At 70.7% G+C, this 16,750-nt stretch carries 17 protein-coding genes; 8 read left to right on the top strand and 9 right to left on the bottom strand.

Translation table 11 applies throughout. The annotated features are described in order from the left end of the window. Window positions 1-15: 15 nt before the first annotated feature. The 3 genes from EER30_RS41890 to EER30_RS41900 form a co-directional block, all read right to left on the bottom strand. Window positions 16-453, bottom strand: coding sequence for a hypothetical protein (locus EER30_RS41890; RefSeq protein WP_127507623.1), 438 nt, complete (start codon window positions 451-453; stop codon window positions 16-18). A gap of 95 nt (window positions 454-548) precedes the next feature. After that, the gene (locus tag EER30_RS41895; protein WP_127507625.1) at window positions 549-2,063 is read right to left on the bottom strand and encodes a glycosyltransferase family 2 protein; all 1,515 of its coding nucleotides are present in this window, start codon (window positions 2,061-2,063) and stop codon (window positions 549-551) included. Continuing rightward, the gene (locus tag EER30_RS41900; protein WP_240670655.1) at window positions 2,063-2,692 is read right to left on the bottom strand and encodes a hypothetical protein; all 630 of its coding nucleotides are present in this window, start codon (window positions 2,690-2,692) and stop codon (window positions 2,063-2,065) included. Before EER30_RS41900 ends, EER30_RS41895 begins: the two co-directional genes overlap by 1 nt. Window positions 2,693-3,017: 325 nt before the next feature. Here EER30_RS41900 and EER30_RS41905 point away from each other — a divergent pair, with 325 nt between their 5' ends. After that, complete coding sequence (locus EER30_RS41905) at window positions 3,018-4,073, top strand: glycosyl hydrolase (protein ID WP_127507626.1); 1,056 nt, start codon at window positions 3,018-3,020, stop codon at window positions 4,071-4,073. A gap of 39 nt (window positions 4,074-4,112) precedes the next feature. On the opposite strand, the gene EER30_RS41910 is transcribed toward EER30_RS41905, so the two are convergent. Both EER30_RS41910 and EER30_RS41915 read right to left on the bottom strand, forming a co-directional pair. Continuing rightward, entirely contained in the window at window positions 4,113-5,378 is a 1,266-nt protein-coding gene (locus tag EER30_RS41910; RefSeq protein ID WP_127507628.1) for a cytochrome P450, read from the bottom strand. Between the two features lie 41 nt (window positions 5,379-5,419). Continuing rightward, window positions 5,420-5,866: a MarR family winged helix-turn-helix transcriptional regulator gene (locus EER30_RS41915; RefSeq protein WP_127507630.1), complete on the bottom strand. Its 447-nt coding sequence runs from the start codon at window positions 5,864-5,866 to the stop codon at window positions 5,420-5,422. Window positions 5,867-6,056: 190 nt separating this feature from the next. Here EER30_RS41915 and EER30_RS41920 point away from each other — a divergent pair, with 190 nt between their 5' ends. From EER30_RS41920 to EER30_RS47660, 3 genes are read left to right on the top strand one after another with little or no spacing between them, the layout of a single operon-like run. Continuing rightward, a complete protein-coding gene (locus tag EER30_RS41920) occupies window positions 6,057-7,220 on the top strand; it encodes an MFS transporter (protein ID WP_127507632.1) in 1,164 nt (387 codons plus the stop codon). 10 nt (window positions 7,221-7,230) lie between these two features. Then, window positions 7,231-7,977: an alpha/beta fold hydrolase gene (locus EER30_RS41925; RefSeq protein ID WP_127507635.1), complete on the top strand. Its 747-nt coding sequence runs from the start codon at window positions 7,231-7,233 to the stop codon at window positions 7,975-7,977. Continuing rightward, complete coding sequence (locus tag EER30_RS47660) at window positions 7,974-8,678, top strand: aminoglycoside adenylyltransferase domain-containing protein (protein ID WP_164842687.1); 705 nt, start codon at window positions 7,974-7,976, stop codon at window positions 8,676-8,678. Before EER30_RS41925 ends, EER30_RS47660 begins: the two co-directional genes overlap by 4 nt. Here the strand turns inward: EER30_RS47660 and EER30_RS49145 are convergent. Further along, entirely contained in the window at window positions 8,661-8,795 is a 135-nt protein-coding gene (locus EER30_RS49145) for an ATP-grasp domain-containing protein (RefSeq protein ID WP_240670656.1), read from the bottom strand. The two genes, EER30_RS47660 and EER30_RS49145, sit on opposite strands and share 18 nt — an antisense overlap. A 256-nt stretch (window positions 8,796-9,051) precedes the next feature. Here EER30_RS49145 and EER30_RS41940 point away from each other — a divergent pair, with 256 nt between their 5' ends. Both EER30_RS41940 and EER30_RS41945 read left to right on the top strand, forming a co-directional pair. Then, a complete protein-coding gene (locus EER30_RS41940) occupies window positions 9,052-9,609 on the top strand; it encodes a hypothetical protein (RefSeq protein WP_127507638.1) in 558 nt (185 codons plus the stop codon). Window positions 9,610-10,141: 532 nt separating this feature from the next. After that, complete coding sequence (locus tag EER30_RS41945) at window positions 10,142-10,975, top strand: phosphotransferase (RefSeq protein ID WP_205650650.1); 834 nt, start codon at window positions 10,142-10,144, stop codon at window positions 10,973-10,975. Window positions 10,976-10,978: 3 nt separating this feature from the next. Here EER30_RS41945 and EER30_RS41950 read toward each other — a convergent pair whose 3' ends face one another. Further along, entirely contained in the window at window positions 10,979-12,172 is a 1,194-nt protein-coding gene (locus EER30_RS41950) for an MFS transporter (protein ID WP_240670657.1), read from the bottom strand. A gap of 149 nt (window positions 12,173-12,321) precedes the next feature. Between EER30_RS41950 and EER30_RS41955 the strand changes: the two genes are divergently transcribed. Then, entirely contained in the window at window positions 12,322-12,990 is a 669-nt protein-coding gene (locus tag EER30_RS41955; RefSeq protein ID WP_127507642.1) for an endonuclease V, read from the top strand. Here EER30_RS41955 and EER30_RS41960 read toward each other — a convergent pair. After that, window positions 12,956-13,936: an MBL fold metallo-hydrolase gene (locus EER30_RS41960; RefSeq protein WP_164842688.1), complete on the bottom strand. Its 981-nt coding sequence runs from the start codon at window positions 13,934-13,936 to the stop codon at window positions 12,956-12,958. The genes EER30_RS41955 and EER30_RS41960 overlap by 35 nt on opposite strands. Before the next feature lie 226 nt (window positions 13,937-14,162). Between EER30_RS41960 and EER30_RS41965 the strand changes: the two genes are divergently transcribed. Beyond that, complete coding sequence (locus tag EER30_RS41965; protein ID WP_127507646.1) at window positions 14,163-15,263, top strand: hypothetical protein; 1,101 nt, start codon at window positions 14,163-14,165, stop codon at window positions 15,261-15,263. Here the strand turns inward: EER30_RS41965 and EER30_RS41970 are convergent. Next, window positions 15,247-16,710 carry an aldehyde dehydrogenase family protein gene (locus EER30_RS41970; protein WP_127507648.1) on the bottom strand — a complete coding sequence of 488 codons (1,464 nt, stop codon included), beginning with the start codon at window positions 16,708-16,710 and terminating at the stop codon, window positions 15,247-15,249. The two genes, EER30_RS41965 and EER30_RS41970, sit on opposite strands and share 17 nt — an antisense overlap. Window positions 16,711-16,750: the final 40 nt, after the last annotated feature.

The following is a 16,750-nucleotide window of genomic DNA, read 5'->3' on the forward strand; positions in this document are numbered from 1 at the left end:
GGCCGACATTTGTGATCAGGATCTCGGGCGTACCCCGGGGTTCAACGCGATCCACTGCTGGGCGACGGCCTCGGGCACGGCGGGGATGCGCACTTCGCCGCTGCGGGTGCGCCTGGGCGTCTTGGCCGGCATGCCCGCCTTCAGCCACAGAATCAGGCCGAAAACGGCAACCAGGAGGCCGCCGGTCACCAGCCTCGCGTTCGGCAACAAGTCGGCGAGTCTCAAGACCCAGGCAGCCAACTGGAGCAGGAGCACGAGCACGAGCACGGGTACGAACCGCCGGTAACGGCGCATGCTGCGGGCGCTGCGCCGGTCGAGGGGCAGGAGCATGGACGGCTCGCGGCGGGTGGCCCAGCCGCTCAGCGACACGGGGACCCACTCCACCTCCGTGGAGCCGTCGGTGATGGCGAGTTCGGGGATTTTCAGGCCGGGGACCAGTTCCGGCGGCACCATGAGGTCTGTTCGCTCGTCTATGACTTGATCATAAACCGGGGCTGCCCGGCCGATCGGGGAGCGATCGGCCGGGCAGCCCGGAGGGAGAGGAGAGGTCAGACGGCGAAGCCGCGGTGACGGCGGACCAGCTTGCGCAGCATGAACACGGTCTGAGCGATCGTGGCGATGTAGAGGATCGGCCACCCCAGCGACAGGATCGCCGACTGGACGTTGACGCTCTGCTGGCTCCAGGCATACACGCCGCCGCCGAGGATGGCGATCAGGACCAGCAACGGCATGACGTACGCGGAGCCCTTGCCCTTCTCGGCGTTGGCCTGGGCGGCCCAGTTGTCCTTGTCGCTCTGGGCGAGGAACTGCGTCCAGGCGGAGACGAAGTGCCCCATGCGGACCCACATGTAGAGCTCGGAAGGCAGCGCCAGGGCCGCGTACAGAAGGTCGGAAGCGCTCTTGTCCTTCATCGCGAGAGCCATCCGCAGGTTCAGCACGATCGCCACCGCCGGCGGGATCAGCCAGATCGGGTTGAAGACGAAGGCGTCGATCGACAGGGCCGCGAACAGCAGCAGCAGGAAGCCGAGCCGCGAGCCGATGTTGAACAGCATCGAGATGTTCTCGTACCAGCGCAGCCGCAGGTTGGGGTGCAGCGGCTGGCCCTTGTTGTCGCCGCGCTGGCCGGGCCAGAACAGGTCGATCGCGCCGAAGTTCCACTTGACCTGCTGGCCGTGCAGGGCGCGCAGGTTCGTCATCGGGCCGACGAAGGCGCGGGCGGTCGCACTGATCTTCGTACTGAAGCCGGCGTCCTTGATCTGCAGGGAGAGCTTGCTGTCCTCGACCTCGCTGTCGCGCACCCACGGCGCCTGCTGGTGGTGGCGGATCATCACCGATTCGAGCGCGCGCATGTTGAACAGGCTGCACTGCCCGCCCAGCACGGCCATGTTGCGCCCGCGCAGAAGGTTGTCCATGTTGAACGCGGCGAACTGGGCGCGCTGCCCGGCCACCAGGAACCGGGCCATCAGGCCGCGCTGGCGGTTCTTGTCGATGGTGTAGATGGCGCTCAGCCCGCCGATGCGCGGGTCGTCGGTCATCTCGAGCTCGAGGCGCTCCACGGTGTCGCGGGCCAGGGTGGTGTCACCGTCGACGCCGAGGATGTAGTCGAAGCCACGCGACAGGAAGTAGCCGTAGTTGAGCGCGCCGACCTTCTTGTCGGGGTTCTCCCCCATGTCATGCACGTAGACGTGGGTGACGAATTCTTCACCCTTGACCGTACGGCTGTGCCGGCCCTCGAACGAGCGGGCGATCTCGGGGGTGTCGTCGTCCGTGTTGTTGATGATGACGTGGATGGCGTCGGGCAGCCGCGTCTGACCGAGGATGCTCTTGACGACCTCGGCGATCGTGTCCTGCTCGTTGTAGCAGGGGATGATGCAGCTGATGGTGGCGTTGCGGGGTGTGGCCGCTGTGGCGCCGGCGATCTCGGCCGAGACCGTCTCGACGGCCTCGAGCTCGGCCAGCTGCGGCACGGCCGGGGGCAGCGCGAGGGGTCCCGCCTTGGCGCTGCGCGGCATCAGGATCTGGCGGTCGGACGCGCGGCGGAAACCGCGACTCGAATCAGACATCAACTGGCACCATTCGTGAGCAGCGGGAGGGTCAGGGTGTCGATGGCGGTGGACCGGTAGAAGCGGTTCGCCTTGGGGGCGGTCTCCACCAGCAGATCCATCCGTACGGTGAGGGTGAGCGCCTTTGCTCCCGCGCTGGCCGCCTGCGGCGTGATCACGGTGTTGTACGGGTACGGCGGTGTGATGTCGAACTTGCCGTCGTCGGTGGTGACCACGGCGCGGTTCGTGCCGTCGTCCTGGGTCACCTCCACCGTGTTGATGATCATGCGGTGGCTGCCGTCGGAGTCCTCGACGTGCGCGGCGACGTTGATCGTCTTCAGCGACGACGCCGTGTAGAGCTTCGCGTTGTCCGCGGTCCAGTAGGTGAGCTGGATCGAGAAAGTGCCCTGCTTGACCCGGTGGGTGACTGTGCCGGTGTCCAGCGGCCCGCTCGAACGGGTCGGCAGCTTCACCGTCTCGGCCGTCGCGGTGCTCGCGGACGGCGTGGGCGAGGGCGAGACGGTCGGGGATGAGACGCCGGGCAGCGGCTTGCTGCTCGCGGTGAGCTCTTTCAGGCTGGTGCAGCCGGTGAGGCTGCCGCAGAGCACGGTGGCGGCCATGCCGACGGTCAGACTTCGGGGTAGGCGCACAGGAGGAGGATCCTTCGCTTCAGTCGCGGCGGGGGGCTGACCAGCACAGTCGGTCGCTGTCGCGGCTGCTTGAGGCTTCCCGCGGTGACACCCGACACTCGCCGGCAACCGGCCTGCCTCCGCACGGGACCCGGCCTCTGCGGGCCGCGGGGCGTACGCCCGGAAAGCTCATCCCACCGCCTGCCGCGACCGATGGCAGGGCCGACGTCCGGGGGTCTTCCCGGCGCAACCGGCATGCACCGGGACGGGCACCTGGTGTGCACCCCACGGCCTGGAATCTCTTCTCATGCCCGGCGACAACGGCCGGACAACAGGGGGAGAAACGATGCTTCGTAAGACCGTGTACTCGCTGGCCGCGCTCGTCGCCGGGGTCGGCGCGCTCGCAGCCGGCCCGGCCACGGCCCAGGCCGCCACCACGCCCGCCCCGAAGGCGCCGGCGAAGTGTGTGACCGACGCGAAGCTCGTCCCGAACTGCGGCGTGCTGTGGGGGACGGCGGCTGGCGGCTTCACCGGCAAGCCCCGCGACCTGGAGCACAAGAACTGGGAGACGCTGAGCGGCCGCACCGCGACGATCTTCCACACCTACCACAAGGGCGACGAGAAGTTCCCGACCGACGCCGAGATCGCCATGGTGCGCGACAAGGCCAAGCCCCGCGTGCTGCTGCTGAACTGGCGGGTCGAGTACGGCTCGACGTGGGCGAACGTGGCCGCAGGCAAGCTCGACGCGCGCATCGACGCGTTCGCGGCCCGGGTCAAGGCGACCATGCCGGAGAAGTTCTTCCTGGTGCTCAACCACGAGCCCGAGGACGACGTGCGCACGGACGCCGCGTCGGGCATGACGGCCAAGGACTTCGCGTCGTCGTACCGTCACGTCATCAAGCGCCTGAAGGCCAAGGGCCTGAGCAACATGGTCAACGTCGTCGCCTACATGGGCAACGAGAAGTGGATGGCGAAGTCGTGGTGGAACGACCTCTACCCGGGTGACGACGTCGTCGACTGGATCGGCCTGGACTCGTACGTCAGCTCCGAGCTGAACTACTACCACGCCGGTGTCTTCGCCGACCTGCTCGACCGTCGCGCCAAGGGTGGCGAGGGCTTCTACTCGTGGGCGACCACGAAGCACGCCTCGAAGCCGATCATGGTGGCCGAGTGGGGCGCGTACCACCGCATCGGCAAGGTCGTCGACAAGGCGAAGCAGTTCAACAGCGTGCTGCCCGAGCTGGCCAAGCGTCCCAAGGTGAAGGCGATCGTCTACTTCGACACCAAGGCCGACAAGTTCGGCGACCGTGACATCAGCATCGACAGCTCGCCGTCGAGCCTGGCCGCGTTCCGCAAGCTCGCCGCCAGCCCGAAGTTCAACGTCCAGCTCCGCCTGAAGTGATTCGAGAGCCGTCCCCGGTACGTACGGGGGCGGCTCTTCTCATGTCCGCACCGGCAGCGAATCCAGGCCGAACACGATCGAGGCGCGGCGGAACGTCAGCTCGTCGGCCGGCACGGCGGGCCGGATGCCGGGGAAGCGCTCGAACAGGGCCGGATAGGCGACGCGCAGCTCCATCCGGGCCAGCTCGGCGCCGATGCAACGGTGAATTCCGTACCCGAAGGCCAGATGAGCCCGCCCGAGAGTTCGCGAAGGGTCAACAGCGTCGGGCGTACGGCCCACCGCGCTCGGATCCCGGTCGGCGCCGCTCAGCGAGCACACCACGACGTCGCCCGCTTTGATACCCACACCGGCCACGGTCGTGTCCCTGATCGCGACGCGCGGGAAGGCCACCTGCACGACGGTCAGGTATCGAAGCAGCTCCTCGATTGTCGCGTCGGCATCGTGATCGAGTCGCGCCCGCAGCGCCGGATCGGTCATCAACGCGTACGTTCCCAACGCGATCATGCTGGCCGACGTCTCCAATCCGCCGGTGAGCACGCCGTCGGCCAGCCCGGCGAGCTCCCGGTCGTCGATGGCGTCGCCGTGCGTGCGGATCAGCGAGCCGAGCAGCCCCTCCCCCGGCTCGCGCCGTTGCCTCTCGATCAGTCCCATGAGGTACGTCAGGGAGTCGCCCATCGCGTCCAGCGAGGCGCTCGCGCCGTCGACCATGTCGAAGCGGGCCGTGCTGAGGGTCTGGAAGTATTCGCGGTCCTCGTAGGGCACCCCGAGCAGCTCGCAGATCGTGAGCGCCGGCACCGGCAGCGCGTAGTCGCGCCACAGGTCGGCGGCATCGCTGAGCCGGCCGGCCCGGACGCCCCGGGCAACGGCGGTCATCGCGTCCAGACGCTGCGACACGATCGCCTCGATGCGCGGCCGCAGCCGGTCCAGGCGCCGCATCGTGAACTCCGGGGTGAGCGCTTTTCGCAGCCGGGTGTGCACCGGGGGGTCGGCGAAGCCCAGCCCGCCCGGGTCGCTGCTGACGCTGAGCCCGACCCGCCCGGCGAACTTGCCGAAGTCGTTGCTGTAGCCGTCGAGGCTGCCGAGCACCTCACGCACCGGGTCGTAGCCGGAGACCAGCCAGGCCCGCAGCCCGAACGGCACCGGCATGCGGGTGACCGGCTCACGGTCGCGCACCTGGGCGAGCCGTTCGATCGGGTCGAGCCCGTCGCGGCGCAGCATCCAGACCACCGACTCCGGGAGCTGCGCGAACCGGCGGGCCAGCAGGCCGAACATCTGCGCACGAACCGCCGCCACCATCGAGCTCATCCCCACCACCTGACGATGGGCTGAATCTTCGGCGCGCGACGCTAAATGACCCCTCCGTCCCGCAGATGGTCGACCAGATCGGCCAGTTCGGGCACGTTCCGGGCGTCGTCGAGGGCAGCGCGCAGCACCTCGTCGTGCACCGGCTCGGCCTTTTCGAGCAGCTCACGGCCGAGCGGGGTGAGTTCGGTATAGATGCCGCGCCGGTCGTCGTCGCAGAGAACGCGGGTGAGCAGCCGCCGGCTCTCGAGCCGGTTCACCAGCCGGGTGGTGGCGCTCGCACTCAACGCGGCGGCCCGCCCGAGCTGCTGCATGCGCATGTGCCAGCCGTCCTGCCGGCTGAGCGCGTCGAGCACCGTGTATTCGACGACGCTCAGCTCGAACCGGGACCCGAGCTCTTTCTCGAGCGCCGTCTCGATCAGCCCGTGCAGCGCCGCGAGCCGCCGCCACCCCTGCGCCCGAATCTCCACCGCGGTATCCGCGATACCCATGCCGCCTCCGTAACTCGCTTCCATGATGCCCCGAAAGCATCGCCATCCATGCCCCGCGCGCATCGCCCGCGCCACGCATCAGCCTCGGTGGGCATCGTCACGCCGATAGTTGCTTGCGCTTTATATCGGCGCGCGCCTAGCTTTTAGGCCGCGTATGCAACTACCAGCGTACGCAAGGAAGGGGTTTCTCATGCCTTTGGGCCTTGTGGCGCTCGCCGTCGGCGGGTTCGGGATCGGGCTCACCGAGTTCGTGATCATGGGTCTGCTGCCCGAGGTGGCCGCCGACTTCGCCGTCTCGGAGGCGACCGCGGGCTGGCTGATCAGCGGATACGCGCTGGCCGTAGTGGTCGGAGCGCTCGGACTGACGATCGCCACCACCCGCCTGCCCCGCAAGCAGGTGCTGCTCGGCCTGCTGCTGCTGTTCATCGCCGGCAACCTGATCTCGGCGATCGCGCCCACCTATCAGCTGATGCTCATCGGCCGCGTCGTCGCCGCCCTCTGCCACGGCGCTTTCTTCGGCATCGGCGCCGTGCTCGCCGCCGACCTGGTCGCCCCGCAACGCAAGGCGGCCGCGGTCGCGATGATGTTCACCGGCCTGACCGCCGCCAACGTCCTCGGTGTCCCCCTGGGCACGCTGCTGGGCCAAGCCGCGGGCTGGCGCTCCACATTCTGGGCGATCACCGCCGTCGGCGTGGTGGCCTGGTTCGGCATTCTCGCTCTCGTCCCGCGCAGCGCTTCAACCGCAACCACCGGGTCCGTACGCAATGAGCTCCGTGCCTTCCGCTCCGGCCAGGTGTGGCTGTCGATCGTCGTCACCGTGCTCGGCTTCGGTGGCATGTTCGGCGCGTTCACGTATATCGCCTACACGCTCACCGAGGTCAGCGGCTTCTCCTCGGGCGCCGTCCCGTGGCTGCTGGTCGTCGTCGGCGCCGGCCTGTTCGTCGGCAACTACCTGGGCGGACGCGCCGCGGACCGCTCGGTCGACCGCACCCTGCTGGCCGTCCTGGTCGCGCTCGCGGTAGTCCTGGCCGGGTTCGCGCTGACCGCGCACAGCCAGGTCGCCACGGTCGTTTGGCTGTTCCTGATGGGCGTCTTCGGGTTCGCCACCGTGCCCGGCCTGCAGACGCGGGTCATGCACTACGCCGCGGGCGCACCCACGCTGGCCTCGGGCGCCAACATCGCCGCCTTCAACCTCGGCAACGCCCTCGGCGCGTGGGCGGGCGGCTCGGCCATCGCCGCCGGGCTCGGCTACACGTCTCCGCTGTGGGCGGGCAGCCTGATCACCGTCGGCGGCCTGCTCGTGATGGCGTACGCCCGGCTTTCGCGCCCTTCACCTGCGTTGATGCCCGCGTAGAGTCGGGATCATGCGTGCTGTCGTCCTGGTTCACGGCCTCTGGCACGGCCCGTGGTGCTGGAGCGCCGTGACCCCTCTGCTCGCGGCGCGCGGCATCCCGTCGGTCGCCGTCGACGTGGAGGGTCACGGTCTCAGCGCTCCGTCCCGCAGTGTCACGCTCAGCTCGGCCGCCGCCGTGCTCCTCGACCAGCTCCGGCTGATCGGCGGCGGCGAGCCCTGCGTGGTCGTCGGCCACAGCGTCGGCGGCACGATCGCCACCGTTGCCGCCGAACTCGAGCCGTCGTTGTTCGACCACCTGGTGTTCGTGACGTCGGTCGCCCCGGTCGGCGGCGGCCTCTCGATGGCCGACTACGTGGTCAGCCCCGACAACGACGGCGACCTGGTCCGCCCGATGCTCGTCGGCGACCCGGCCGTCACCGGCGCCCTTCGTCTCCCACCACCGCTGTCGGCCCGAAAAGAGCTGCGGGCGGCGTTCGGCAGCTCCGACGCCGCGATCGCCCTGCTCACCCCGGACGCACCGCTCGGTCTGGCAGTCGAGCCGGTCACCGTCACCCCGGCCCGATTCGGGTCCGTCCCCCACTCGTACGTGGTCTGCTCCGAAGACATGGTGGTGCGCCCGGCCCTGCAGCGCAGGATCGTCCGCGAGCTCGACCAGATCTCCGCCGGCCCGACGACGGTGGTCGAGCTTCCCGCCACGCATTCGCCGTTCCTGTCCCACCCGGCCGAGCTCGCCGACGTGATCGCGGCGGCCTGGTGAATCCCCGAACCGACCTGGCGCCGCAGATCGCCGGAATCGTCGGCCCGACCTGCCGCGCGGTGATCCTGCACGGCTCCCTCGCGTCCGGCGGGTTCCGCCCCGGCCACAGCGACGTCGACCTGCTCGTGGTCGTCAACGAGCCGCTCACCGACGCCCGGGCCGATTCCCTGACCGACCACCTGAGCAGCGCCGACCTCGGCGACGCGGCGGGCCTCGACGTGGACGTCGTGACCGCCGCGGTGGCCCGTCACCCCACCCCGGCGCCGCCGCTCGAGCTGCACGTCAGCCTCAACCCGACCGAGATCGAACGTGGCGTCCCCACCGCGCCCGACCTGCCCGCCGAACTCTCCATCGCCAAACAGGACGGCATCACCCTGTACGGCGACCCCGCAGTGCTGGCCCCCGTTCCCGCCGAATGGGTGATCGCCCGCGGCCGCCACTGGCTGAACACCTGGCAGTCCCTGACCGACGACGAGCCCCACGCCGCCTTCATGGTCCTGACCGCCTGCCGCATCTGGCACTTCGCGGCCACCGGCGTCCACGCCCCCAAGGCGAGGGCCGCCCGCTGGGCCCTGACCCGCAGCCCGAGCCTGACCGCGATAGACCAGGCCCTTCAGCAGTACGAGGGCAGGCGCGCGACGGTCGTCGAAGAGCCCGCCATCGCCGCCGTCCTCGAGGAAGCCCTACGCCGGACCGGTTAGTACCGCGCTCACGAAGGTCTCCGCCGGCACGGTCACGGGCCGGTCGCTCACCTGGCCGTCGCCGAGTTCGATCACCCGCCACACGCCGTCGGCCCGCCGGACGAGGTCCACAGTCACGAACGGCCAGCCGCTGATCCCCGGTTCCGAGCCGCCGGACCGCCCGTTCGGCTTCCCCGGCGACCAGGGCGTCGTGGTCGACCATACCGACGCGATGGCCCGCCGTTCTCGCCGCCTCGGCCTCGGCGGCGAAGTGCTCGTCGACGCGGCGTGGGTTCAGCACATCGCTGGGGACCAGCAGCATGGCAACTCCTTCCGACACTTAGTGGACGCACCGGTGTCACCGGGAATTCACCGGACCCTATGCTCCCCAGCCATGATCACATTGAGACGCTCGGTAGCGCTTCCCGTGCTGGCGGCGATCGTCCTCTCCGGAGCTTGCGCGGCGAGCGAGCCCGCGACCTCGATCCCGCCCGGGTGCGAGCCCGCCGCCGACCGCCTCACCTGGTCGCCGAGCAGCACGACGCCGCTGCTGGTCAGCGCCCGTGACCCGGCCGGCACGGTCGTGCTCGACGAGCCTTTCGAACCGTCGGTCGCCGGCCTGGACGCACCCCGGTCGTGGCTGCCCGACCTGGCCGGTTCCCTGCGGGCCACGGCGGGCCACGAGGTGCTGGCCGCCACGCCCGACCCGGCGCCGCAGGAGTTCTCGCTTCCCCCGGACCGCCGGGCGAGCGCCCTGATCTACACCGGGGTCGAGCGGGTCACCGCGGACTTCGAGCTCCGCTGTGACCCGCCCGTGCACGGCACCTTCCACGGCTGGTCGAGAACGGTCACCGACGTGGTCTTCTGCCAGGACAACCCGCCGGACGTGCCCGACGACTTCACCCGCCTCGCGCTGGAGCTCTGCCCCGATCGCCCGAGCAGCGCCGCCTAGCAGGGGTAACCCGGGGCAGGGGACGCGTCGTGCCGGGTCAGTGCCTGCGGCGCCCTCGAAGGCGGCCCCAGACGAGGACCCGCGTGTTCACGGCGGCGCTCCAGCGCTGATGGCCCGGGCGTCGAGACGTACGCCGTACGAAGGCTCGCCGGGGAGGGGTGAAGTCGCGGATCTTCCGACCGTGCGAAGGGCCGCAATCGTTCGCGTTCCATCGCACGGGCCGCATCGATCCCGATCCACCGGCGTCGTGCGGGGCGACGCGGAAGCCGCCGCTCGCCATCGACTCGCACGCGGGACAACGACCGGGAACCGTCCAGATTTTGAGCACAGAAATACACCATCTTCAGTGAGAGATCGGCAGCAGGAAAGAGCGCGGCGCACAGGCGCGACGCGCGTCAGATCAGCGCTCGGTGGATCTCACAGGAGGTACAACGGCACGTCTTTCGCTCGACGGGACGGCTCACCCGCACGTTAGGGGCGCTCCCCCGCGCCACGCCACCGGTTTTCCGCGAGGCACCGTACGATCCTGGCCGTGACGCTCGAGACCCTCAGCCACCGGCAACAGGACCTGATCGACCGGTGGCTCCCGGGCGCGACCGTGGCGAGGAGCCACAGTTGGGGCCTGGTCGCCACCACCGTCCTCGAGATGACCCGGGCCGGGCAGCGGTTCATCGTCAAGGCCGGCGGCCCGGACGACCACCACATCGAGCGCGAACTGCACGCCCACCACCACTGGCTGCGCCCGTGGACCGAGCGGGGCCGCGCGCCGGCGCTCGTGCACGGCGACCCGAGCGCCAAACTCCTCGTCACCCGCTATCTACCCGGCTCGCTCGTGCTCGGAAGCCCCGCGGCCGACGACCCCGCCACCTACCGGCAGGCCGGCGAGCTGCTCGCCCTGCTGCACGGCCAGACCCCGGTCACCGACGACGACCACGAACGCAAGCTGAACGAGAAGTCCCTGACCTCGCTGGCCGGCCCGCACCGGATCGCGCCCGACGTCACGGAGCGGCTCCGGGCCGAGATCACGACCTGGCCGGCCCCTCCGTCCGTCCTCGTGCCCACCCACGGCGACTGGCAGCCCCGCAACTGGCTCGACCACGACGGCGAGGTCCGCGTCATCGACTTCGGCCGCGCGGCGCTGCGCCCCGCCATCACCGACTTCGCCCGCCTGGCCGTCCAGGAATTCCGCGGCGATCCCGGCCTCGAGGCCGCGTTCCTCGACGGCTACGGCGCCGACCCCCGCGAGCCCGCCGCGTGGCGCCGCACCCAGATCCGCGAGGCGATCGGCACAGCCGTCTGGGCCTTCCAGGTCGGCGACGAAAATTTCGAGGCCCAGGGCCACCGCATGATCGCCGAGGCGCTCTGACAGTCACCCGGGCAGGGACGCGCGCCGCGCGGTCGTCACCACGAACGGGATCACGGCCAGGGCCAGCAGGCCGCCGGTGATCGAGAGCGTGGCGTAGCTCGTCGCGGTCAGCACGAAGCCGCTGGCGATGCCGCCGCCCGCGCCGGCCAGGGCGACGCACAGGTCGACCGTTCCCTGGGTCCTGGCGCGGGTCTCCACCGGGGCCGAGTCGGTGATCATGGCGGTGCCGGCGACCAGGCCCAGGTTCCAGCCGAGGCCGAGCAGCGCCAGGGCCAGGGCGAGCAGCGGCACCGAATCGACCGGGGCGGTCGCGCTGACGGCCCCGGCCAGCAGCAGCGTGATTCCCGACGCGACGGCGACGGGTACGCGGCCCACGCGGTCGACGAGCAGGCCGGTGATCGGCGACGGCAGGTACATCGCGGCGACGTGCACGGCGATGACCAGCCCGGTGGCGGCGAGGTCATGCCCATGGGCCCGCATGTGCACGGGCGTCATCGTCATGACCGCGACCATGACGAGCTGGGTGAGGACCATCGTCACGGCCCCCGCGGCCACCCCGGCCGGGCTCGACCGGCCACCCGCCGGCGCCGACAGGGTGCGTGACACTGTCAACGGGTCGGGCCGCAGCAGCACGAACACGATGGTGCCGGCGAGTCCGTAGGCGATCGCGGCCAGCCCGAACGGCCCGGCCAGCGCCGGAATGCCGAAGTGCGACGCCGCTCGCCCGGTGACCGCGACCAGGTTGGGCCCGATCACCGCCCCGAACGTCGTCGCGAACAGCACCGAACTGACCGCGCGCCCCCGCCGGTCCGGTGCCGCGAGGTCGGTGCCGGCGTACCGGGCCTGCAGGTTGGTGGCCGCCCCCGCGCCGTAGACGAGCAGGAACAACAGCAGCAGTACGACGTTGTCGAGCGCCGCCGCGGCCACGATGCCCGCGCCCCCAGTCGCCCCCGCCGCGTAGCCGGCCGTCAGCCCGGCTCGCCGCCCGAGCCGCTGCGACAGCCGCCCGACCCCGAGCGCCGCCCCGGCCGACCCGGCCGTGAACAGCGCCGACGGCAGCCCCGACAAACTGCTGGTCCCGAGCATCTCCTCAGCGAGCAGCGCTCCCACGGTGATTCCCACCGCCAGCCCGGCCCCGCTGAACACCTGCGAGGCCATGACCACGCTCAGCGTCCGCTGCTGAAGCCGGTCGTTCACGATCGCTCCCCCCGGCCCGCATCGCGCTCGCGCTCAGCCTGATCGTGGCAGGGCTCGGCCTCCTGATCCAGATGCGGGTGAGATCTGCGTCATGCCGGAACGGGTGACCGAGGGGCGGTCCACGGGCGGGTGGCAAGTACCGTTCGGCCATGGATGTGGCCGAGGCGGAGCGAATTCAAGCGGAGCTGCGCCGGCAGCTCATCGTTCCGGAGGGGAAGATCGAGCTCCCACGTACGGTCGTGGGCCTGGACGTCACCTACGAGGTGGACTCCGACCGGGCCGTGGCCGCCGCCGTGGTGGTCGACGTCGCGACGCTCGCCGTCGACGAGGTCGCCGAGTTCGCCGGGCGGGCCTCCTTCCCGTACGTGCCGGGGCTGTTGGCCTTTCGTGAGTTGCCCCTGCTCATAGGCGCGATCGAGCGACTGTCCACAGCCCCCGAGCTGCTCGTCTGCGACGGGTACGGGCTGGCGCACCCGCGGCGGTTCGGGCTCGCCAGCCATCTCGGGGTGGTGCTCGACCTGCCCTCGTTCGGGGTGGCCAAGACGGCGTTCGTCGGCACTTTCGACGAGCCCGGACCGGAGCGCGGCGACACGGCACCCCTCGTCGAGCAGGGCGAGGAGATCGGCCGCGTCGTGCGCACCCGGACGAGGGTGAAGCCGGTCTTCGTCTCGGCCGGGCACCGGATCGGGCTGGACGACTGCGTCGAGCTCACGCTCAAGCTGAGCGGCCGCTATCGGATTCCCGAGCCGACCCGGCAGGCCGACATCCTGTCGCGCAGCGCGTTCAGGGAACTGTCGCAAACGGGCCCAGCGAGTTGAGGTCGAGGCGCAGCGACTCGACCATCGCCCACGCGTTGGGCAGGGTGAACACGTCGGCGCCGCCGAGCCGGTCCTTCCACCGTGGCACGATCGCGTCGGTGGTGGCGGCGGCGGCCGAGTCCAGGTAGGCCCGGAAGACGGCCCACACGTTGCTGGTGTCGATGACCGACATGGTCGTGGCCAGGTCGACGCTGGACAGTGCGGCCTCGGCCGTGGCCCGCAGGTCGGCCAGGTATTCCTGCTGCACCCGTACGTCCTCGGGGGTGCCGGGGCGGGTGACGTGACCGCCGACGAAGCTGTCGAAGTCGTAGTTCAGGGCCTGCTCGTGCGAGCGGATCACGCCGGGCACGAAGGCCGACAGCGACAGGTTCGAGAACGGCACCCAGCCGGGGAAGATCACGTCGACGAACATGAGCACGCGCTGGTTGGGCAGGTGGATGAAGCTGTTGCCCTCGGCGTGGTTCGGGCCGGGATAGTCCATCTGTACGGAGTGGTCGCCCGCGTCGATCGTCACCGAGTCGTCGAAGACCACGGTCGCGAGCGGGCGCTGCGGGTCGTCGAGCAGCCTCAGTCGTTCGGCGACGAAGCGCTGGGCGTACCGCGGCGCCTCGGCCGGGTAGATCGACATGGCTCCGACGTGGTCGGAGTGGTGGTGGCTGTAGATCACGTGGGTGACCGGTTTGGTGGTGACCCGGCTGATGGCCCGCAAAATGTTGTTACCGAGCGTCGGCGGGGCGTCCATCGCGATCACGCCCTCGTCGGTCACCGTGAACATGGACTGGTAGCTGCCCTCGCTGAGCCAGAAGACGCCGTCGGCGATCTCGTCGATCACGTAGCCGGCCTCGGGGATCTGAGGTCCCCTCGCGTTCTCGGGCACGGGCGCGGTCGGCGCCGATCGGAGCAGGCGGGCTCGCTCGGCGTAGCTGATGTCGGTGATGGTTGACACGGTTCCTCCCGGTGATTTTCTGCTACCTCCGACAGTCGTCGCCGCGCAGCACCGGCGCACCCGTGCATCTCCCTGGCCCGCGTTCCCCGGGGCATACCGGCATAGGCGCAGGTCACTGCCGAGGACGCCGCTCAAGATCACAGCTCGTGCACAATGCATCAGAAGCCACCACCTAAGCCGTTCGCACACGTTGAGCTGTCGTAAACGACGGGGCGTGGAGGGCGGCATGGCAAGACGCGTCTTTCTGCACATCGGCGCGCCGAAGACCGGCAGCACCTATGTGCAGAACGTGCTGTGGGGCAACGTGGCGGCGCTGAAGGCGGCCGGGATCCTGCTGCCGGGCAAGTTCTCGGCGCACGACGAGGCGATGGCCGACCTGCGCGAGCTGCCCTGGCACGCGACCCCGCGCTGGTCGTGGGACCGCGTCGTCGAGAAGGCGGCGGCGTGGCCGGGCGACGTGGTCATCACCAACGAAGGGCTGGGCGCCGCGACACCGGCCCAGGCCGCGAGGGGCGTACGCAGTCTCGCGCCGGCCGAGGTGCACGTCATCGTGGCCGCCCGCGACCTGTGGCGCACTTTCCCGTCGATGTGGCAGCAGAGCATCCGGGCGCGCGGCGTGTGGACGTTCGAGGACTTCATCGGCGCGGTCGAGCGCGGCAGCTTCGAGGATTTCTGGGAGCACCACACGGCCAACCGGATGCTGCGCCGCTGGGGCGACCTGGTGCCGGCCGAGCAGCGGCACCTGATCACCGTGCCCGGGCCGGGACAGCCGCGCGACACGCTGTGGCGGCGCTTCGCCGGTGTCATCGGCATCCCGGACGGGGTCTGCGACCTGGCCGTCGACGGCGGGGCGAACGTGTCGCTGGGCGCGGCCGAGGTCGAGGTGCTGCGGCGGGTGAACCGGGCCCTCGGCGAGCGCTATCCGCACCGGGCGCCCTACCAGCGCGTCGTGCAGCGCCACCTGGTCGACGCGGTGCTGCGGCAGCGTACGAATGATCTGCGGTTCGGGGTCGGTCCGGAGCGCGCCGGGTGGGTGCTCGACCTGGCCGAGCAGCAGATCAAGGAGCTCGACGAGTATCCGTGCGACGTCGTCGGCGACCTGGCCGAGCTGCGCCCGGTCGACCCGGAGCAGCAGCCGGCCCCCGACCAGTTGCGCCCCGACCAGGTGCTCGAGACCGCGATCGAGACGATCATCGGGATGATCTCGCACGCCGAGCAGCTCGACCTGATGGTGCCGGAGCCGCGCGTCAGCCCGCTGGAGCGTCTGAGGAAGAAAGCTGCGCGAAAGGTCCGGCGGTTGAAAAGCGTGGTCAGAACGGGAAGCTAGGCGCCTGACTGCGTACGGTGATCCAGCGGGTGTCGGTGAACGCCTCGATGTTGGCCGCCGCGCCGCCGAACCGGGAGCCCGTGCCCGACGCGCCGGTGCCGCCGAAGGGCGCGTTGGCCTCGTCGTTGACGGTCTGGTCGTTGATGTGGGCGATGCCGGTCGGGATGCGGTCGGCCAGCTCGACGCCGCGCATCGCGTCGCGGGTGACGATGCCCAGCGACAGGCCGTACTCGGAGTCGCCGGCCAGGGCGACCGCCTCGTCGAGGCTGCCGAACGAGGCCACCGGGGCGACCGGGCCGAAGATCTCCTGGCTGAACGCGGGCGTGCCGGGTCCGGCCCCGGCCAGCACGGTCGGACGGTAGAAGAGCCGGTCGTACTCGCCGCCCGAGGCCAGCCGAACGTCGCCGCCGACGCTCGCGGTGACCAGGTTGTGGATCTTGTCGCGCTGGCCGGCGTCGATGACCGGGCCGAGGGCGACCTGGTCGCGGGCGGGGTCGCCGACCGGGAGTTTGCCGGCCTTGTCGGCCAGGCGCTCGACGAAGTCGTCGTAGAGACGCTCGTGCACCAGGTGACGGCCGGTGGTCATGCAGATCTGACCCTGATGGAAGAAGCTGCCCCACGCGGCCAGGTTGACGGCCTGGTCGACATCGGCGTCGTCCAGCACGACCAGGGCCGAGTTGCCGCCCAGCTCGAGGTGGGCCCGTTTGAGGTGACGCCCGGCCAGCTCGCCGACGCGGCGGCCGGCCTCGGTCGAGCCGGTGAACGAGATGACGGGCACGCGCGGGTCGCTGACCAGGGCCTCGCCGACGTCACGACCGCCGGGCAGCACCTGCAGCAGGCCGTCGGGCAGGCCGGCCTCCTGGAAGACACGGGCCAGCACGAGGCCGCCCGTGATCGCCGTACGCGGGTCGGGCTTGAGCAGCACGGCGTTGCCCAGGGCCAGCGCCGGGGCGACCGAGCGGATGCCCAGGATGATCGGCACGTTGAACGGCGAGACGACGCCGACCACGCCGACCGGGTAGCGGCGGGTCATCGACAGCCGCGGCTCACCCGACGGGATCAGCTCGCCGTAGGGGCGGCCGGGCAGCGTCGCGGCCTCCCAGCACTCCTGCTCGGCGACGTGCACGGCGAAACCGGCCATACCCGGGATCGCGCCGACCTCGCGCACGTTCCACCAGATGATCTCCTCGGCGTGCTCGGCCCAGAGCGCGGCGGCCCGGCGCAACACGGCGGCCCGCTCGGCGTGCGAGGTGGCGGCCCAGTCACGCTGGGCTTGCGCGGCAGCGGTCGCGGCGGCGGCCACGTCGTCGGGGGTGGCGAGGGCGACGCGGCCCAGCACCCCGCCGGTGGCCGGTTCGATCACGTCGATCGTCTCGCCGCTCCCGGCGCGCCAGGCGCCGTCGATGTGCAGCAGATCGTGCCAGCGGGCTTCATCGAGCAGGGCCATCGCGGGGGTCCCTCCGTCCGGGTGGGCCGACTCTAGGCAG

Source organism: Actinoplanes solisilvae (assembly GCF_003999975.1).
Taxonomy (GTDB): domain Bacteria; phylum Actinomycetota; class Actinomycetes; order Mycobacteriales; family Micromonosporaceae; genus Actinoplanes; species Actinoplanes solisilvae.

Coding starts and splice junctions, on each gene's coding strand:
- EER30_RS41955 (WP_127507642.1), top strand. CDS start 12,322: ATGGATGTGGCCGAGGCGGAGCGAATTCAAGCGGAGCTGCGCCGGCAG.
- EER30_RS41920 (WP_127507632.1), top strand. CDS start 6,057: ATGCCTTTGGGCCTTGTGGCGCTCGCCGTCGGCGGGTTCGGGATCGGG.
- EER30_RS41965 (WP_127507646.1), top strand. CDS start 14,163: ATGGCAAGACGCGTCTTTCTGCACATCGGCGCGCCGAAGACCGGCAGC.
- EER30_RS41905 (WP_127507626.1), top strand. CDS start 3,018: ATGCTTCGTAAGACCGTGTACTCGCTGGCCGCGCTCGTCGCCGGGGTC.
- EER30_RS41890 (WP_127507623.1), bottom strand. CDS start 453: ATGGTGCCGCCGGAACTGGTCCCCGGCCTGAAAATCCCCGAACTCGCC.
- EER30_RS41915 (WP_127507630.1), bottom strand. CDS start 5,866: ATGGGTATCGCGGATACCGCGGTGGAGATTCGGGCGCAGGGGTGGCGG.
- EER30_RS41910 (WP_127507628.1), bottom strand. CDS start 5,378: ATGAGCTCGATGGTGGCGGCGGTTCGTGCGCAGATGTTCGGCCTGCTG.
- EER30_RS41940 (WP_127507638.1), top strand. CDS start 9,052: ATGATCACATTGAGACGCTCGGTAGCGCTTCCCGTGCTGGCGGCGATC.
- EER30_RS41925 (WP_127507635.1), top strand. CDS start 7,231: ATGCGTGCTGTCGTCCTGGTTCACGGCCTCTGGCACGGCCCGTGGTGC.
- EER30_RS41895 (WP_127507625.1), bottom strand. CDS start 2,063: ATGTCTGATTCGAGTCGCGGTTTCCGCCGCGCGTCCGACCGCCAGATC.
- EER30_RS41970 (WP_127507648.1), bottom strand. CDS start 16,710: ATGGCCCTGCTCGATGAAGCCCGCTGGCACGATCTGCTGCACATCGAC.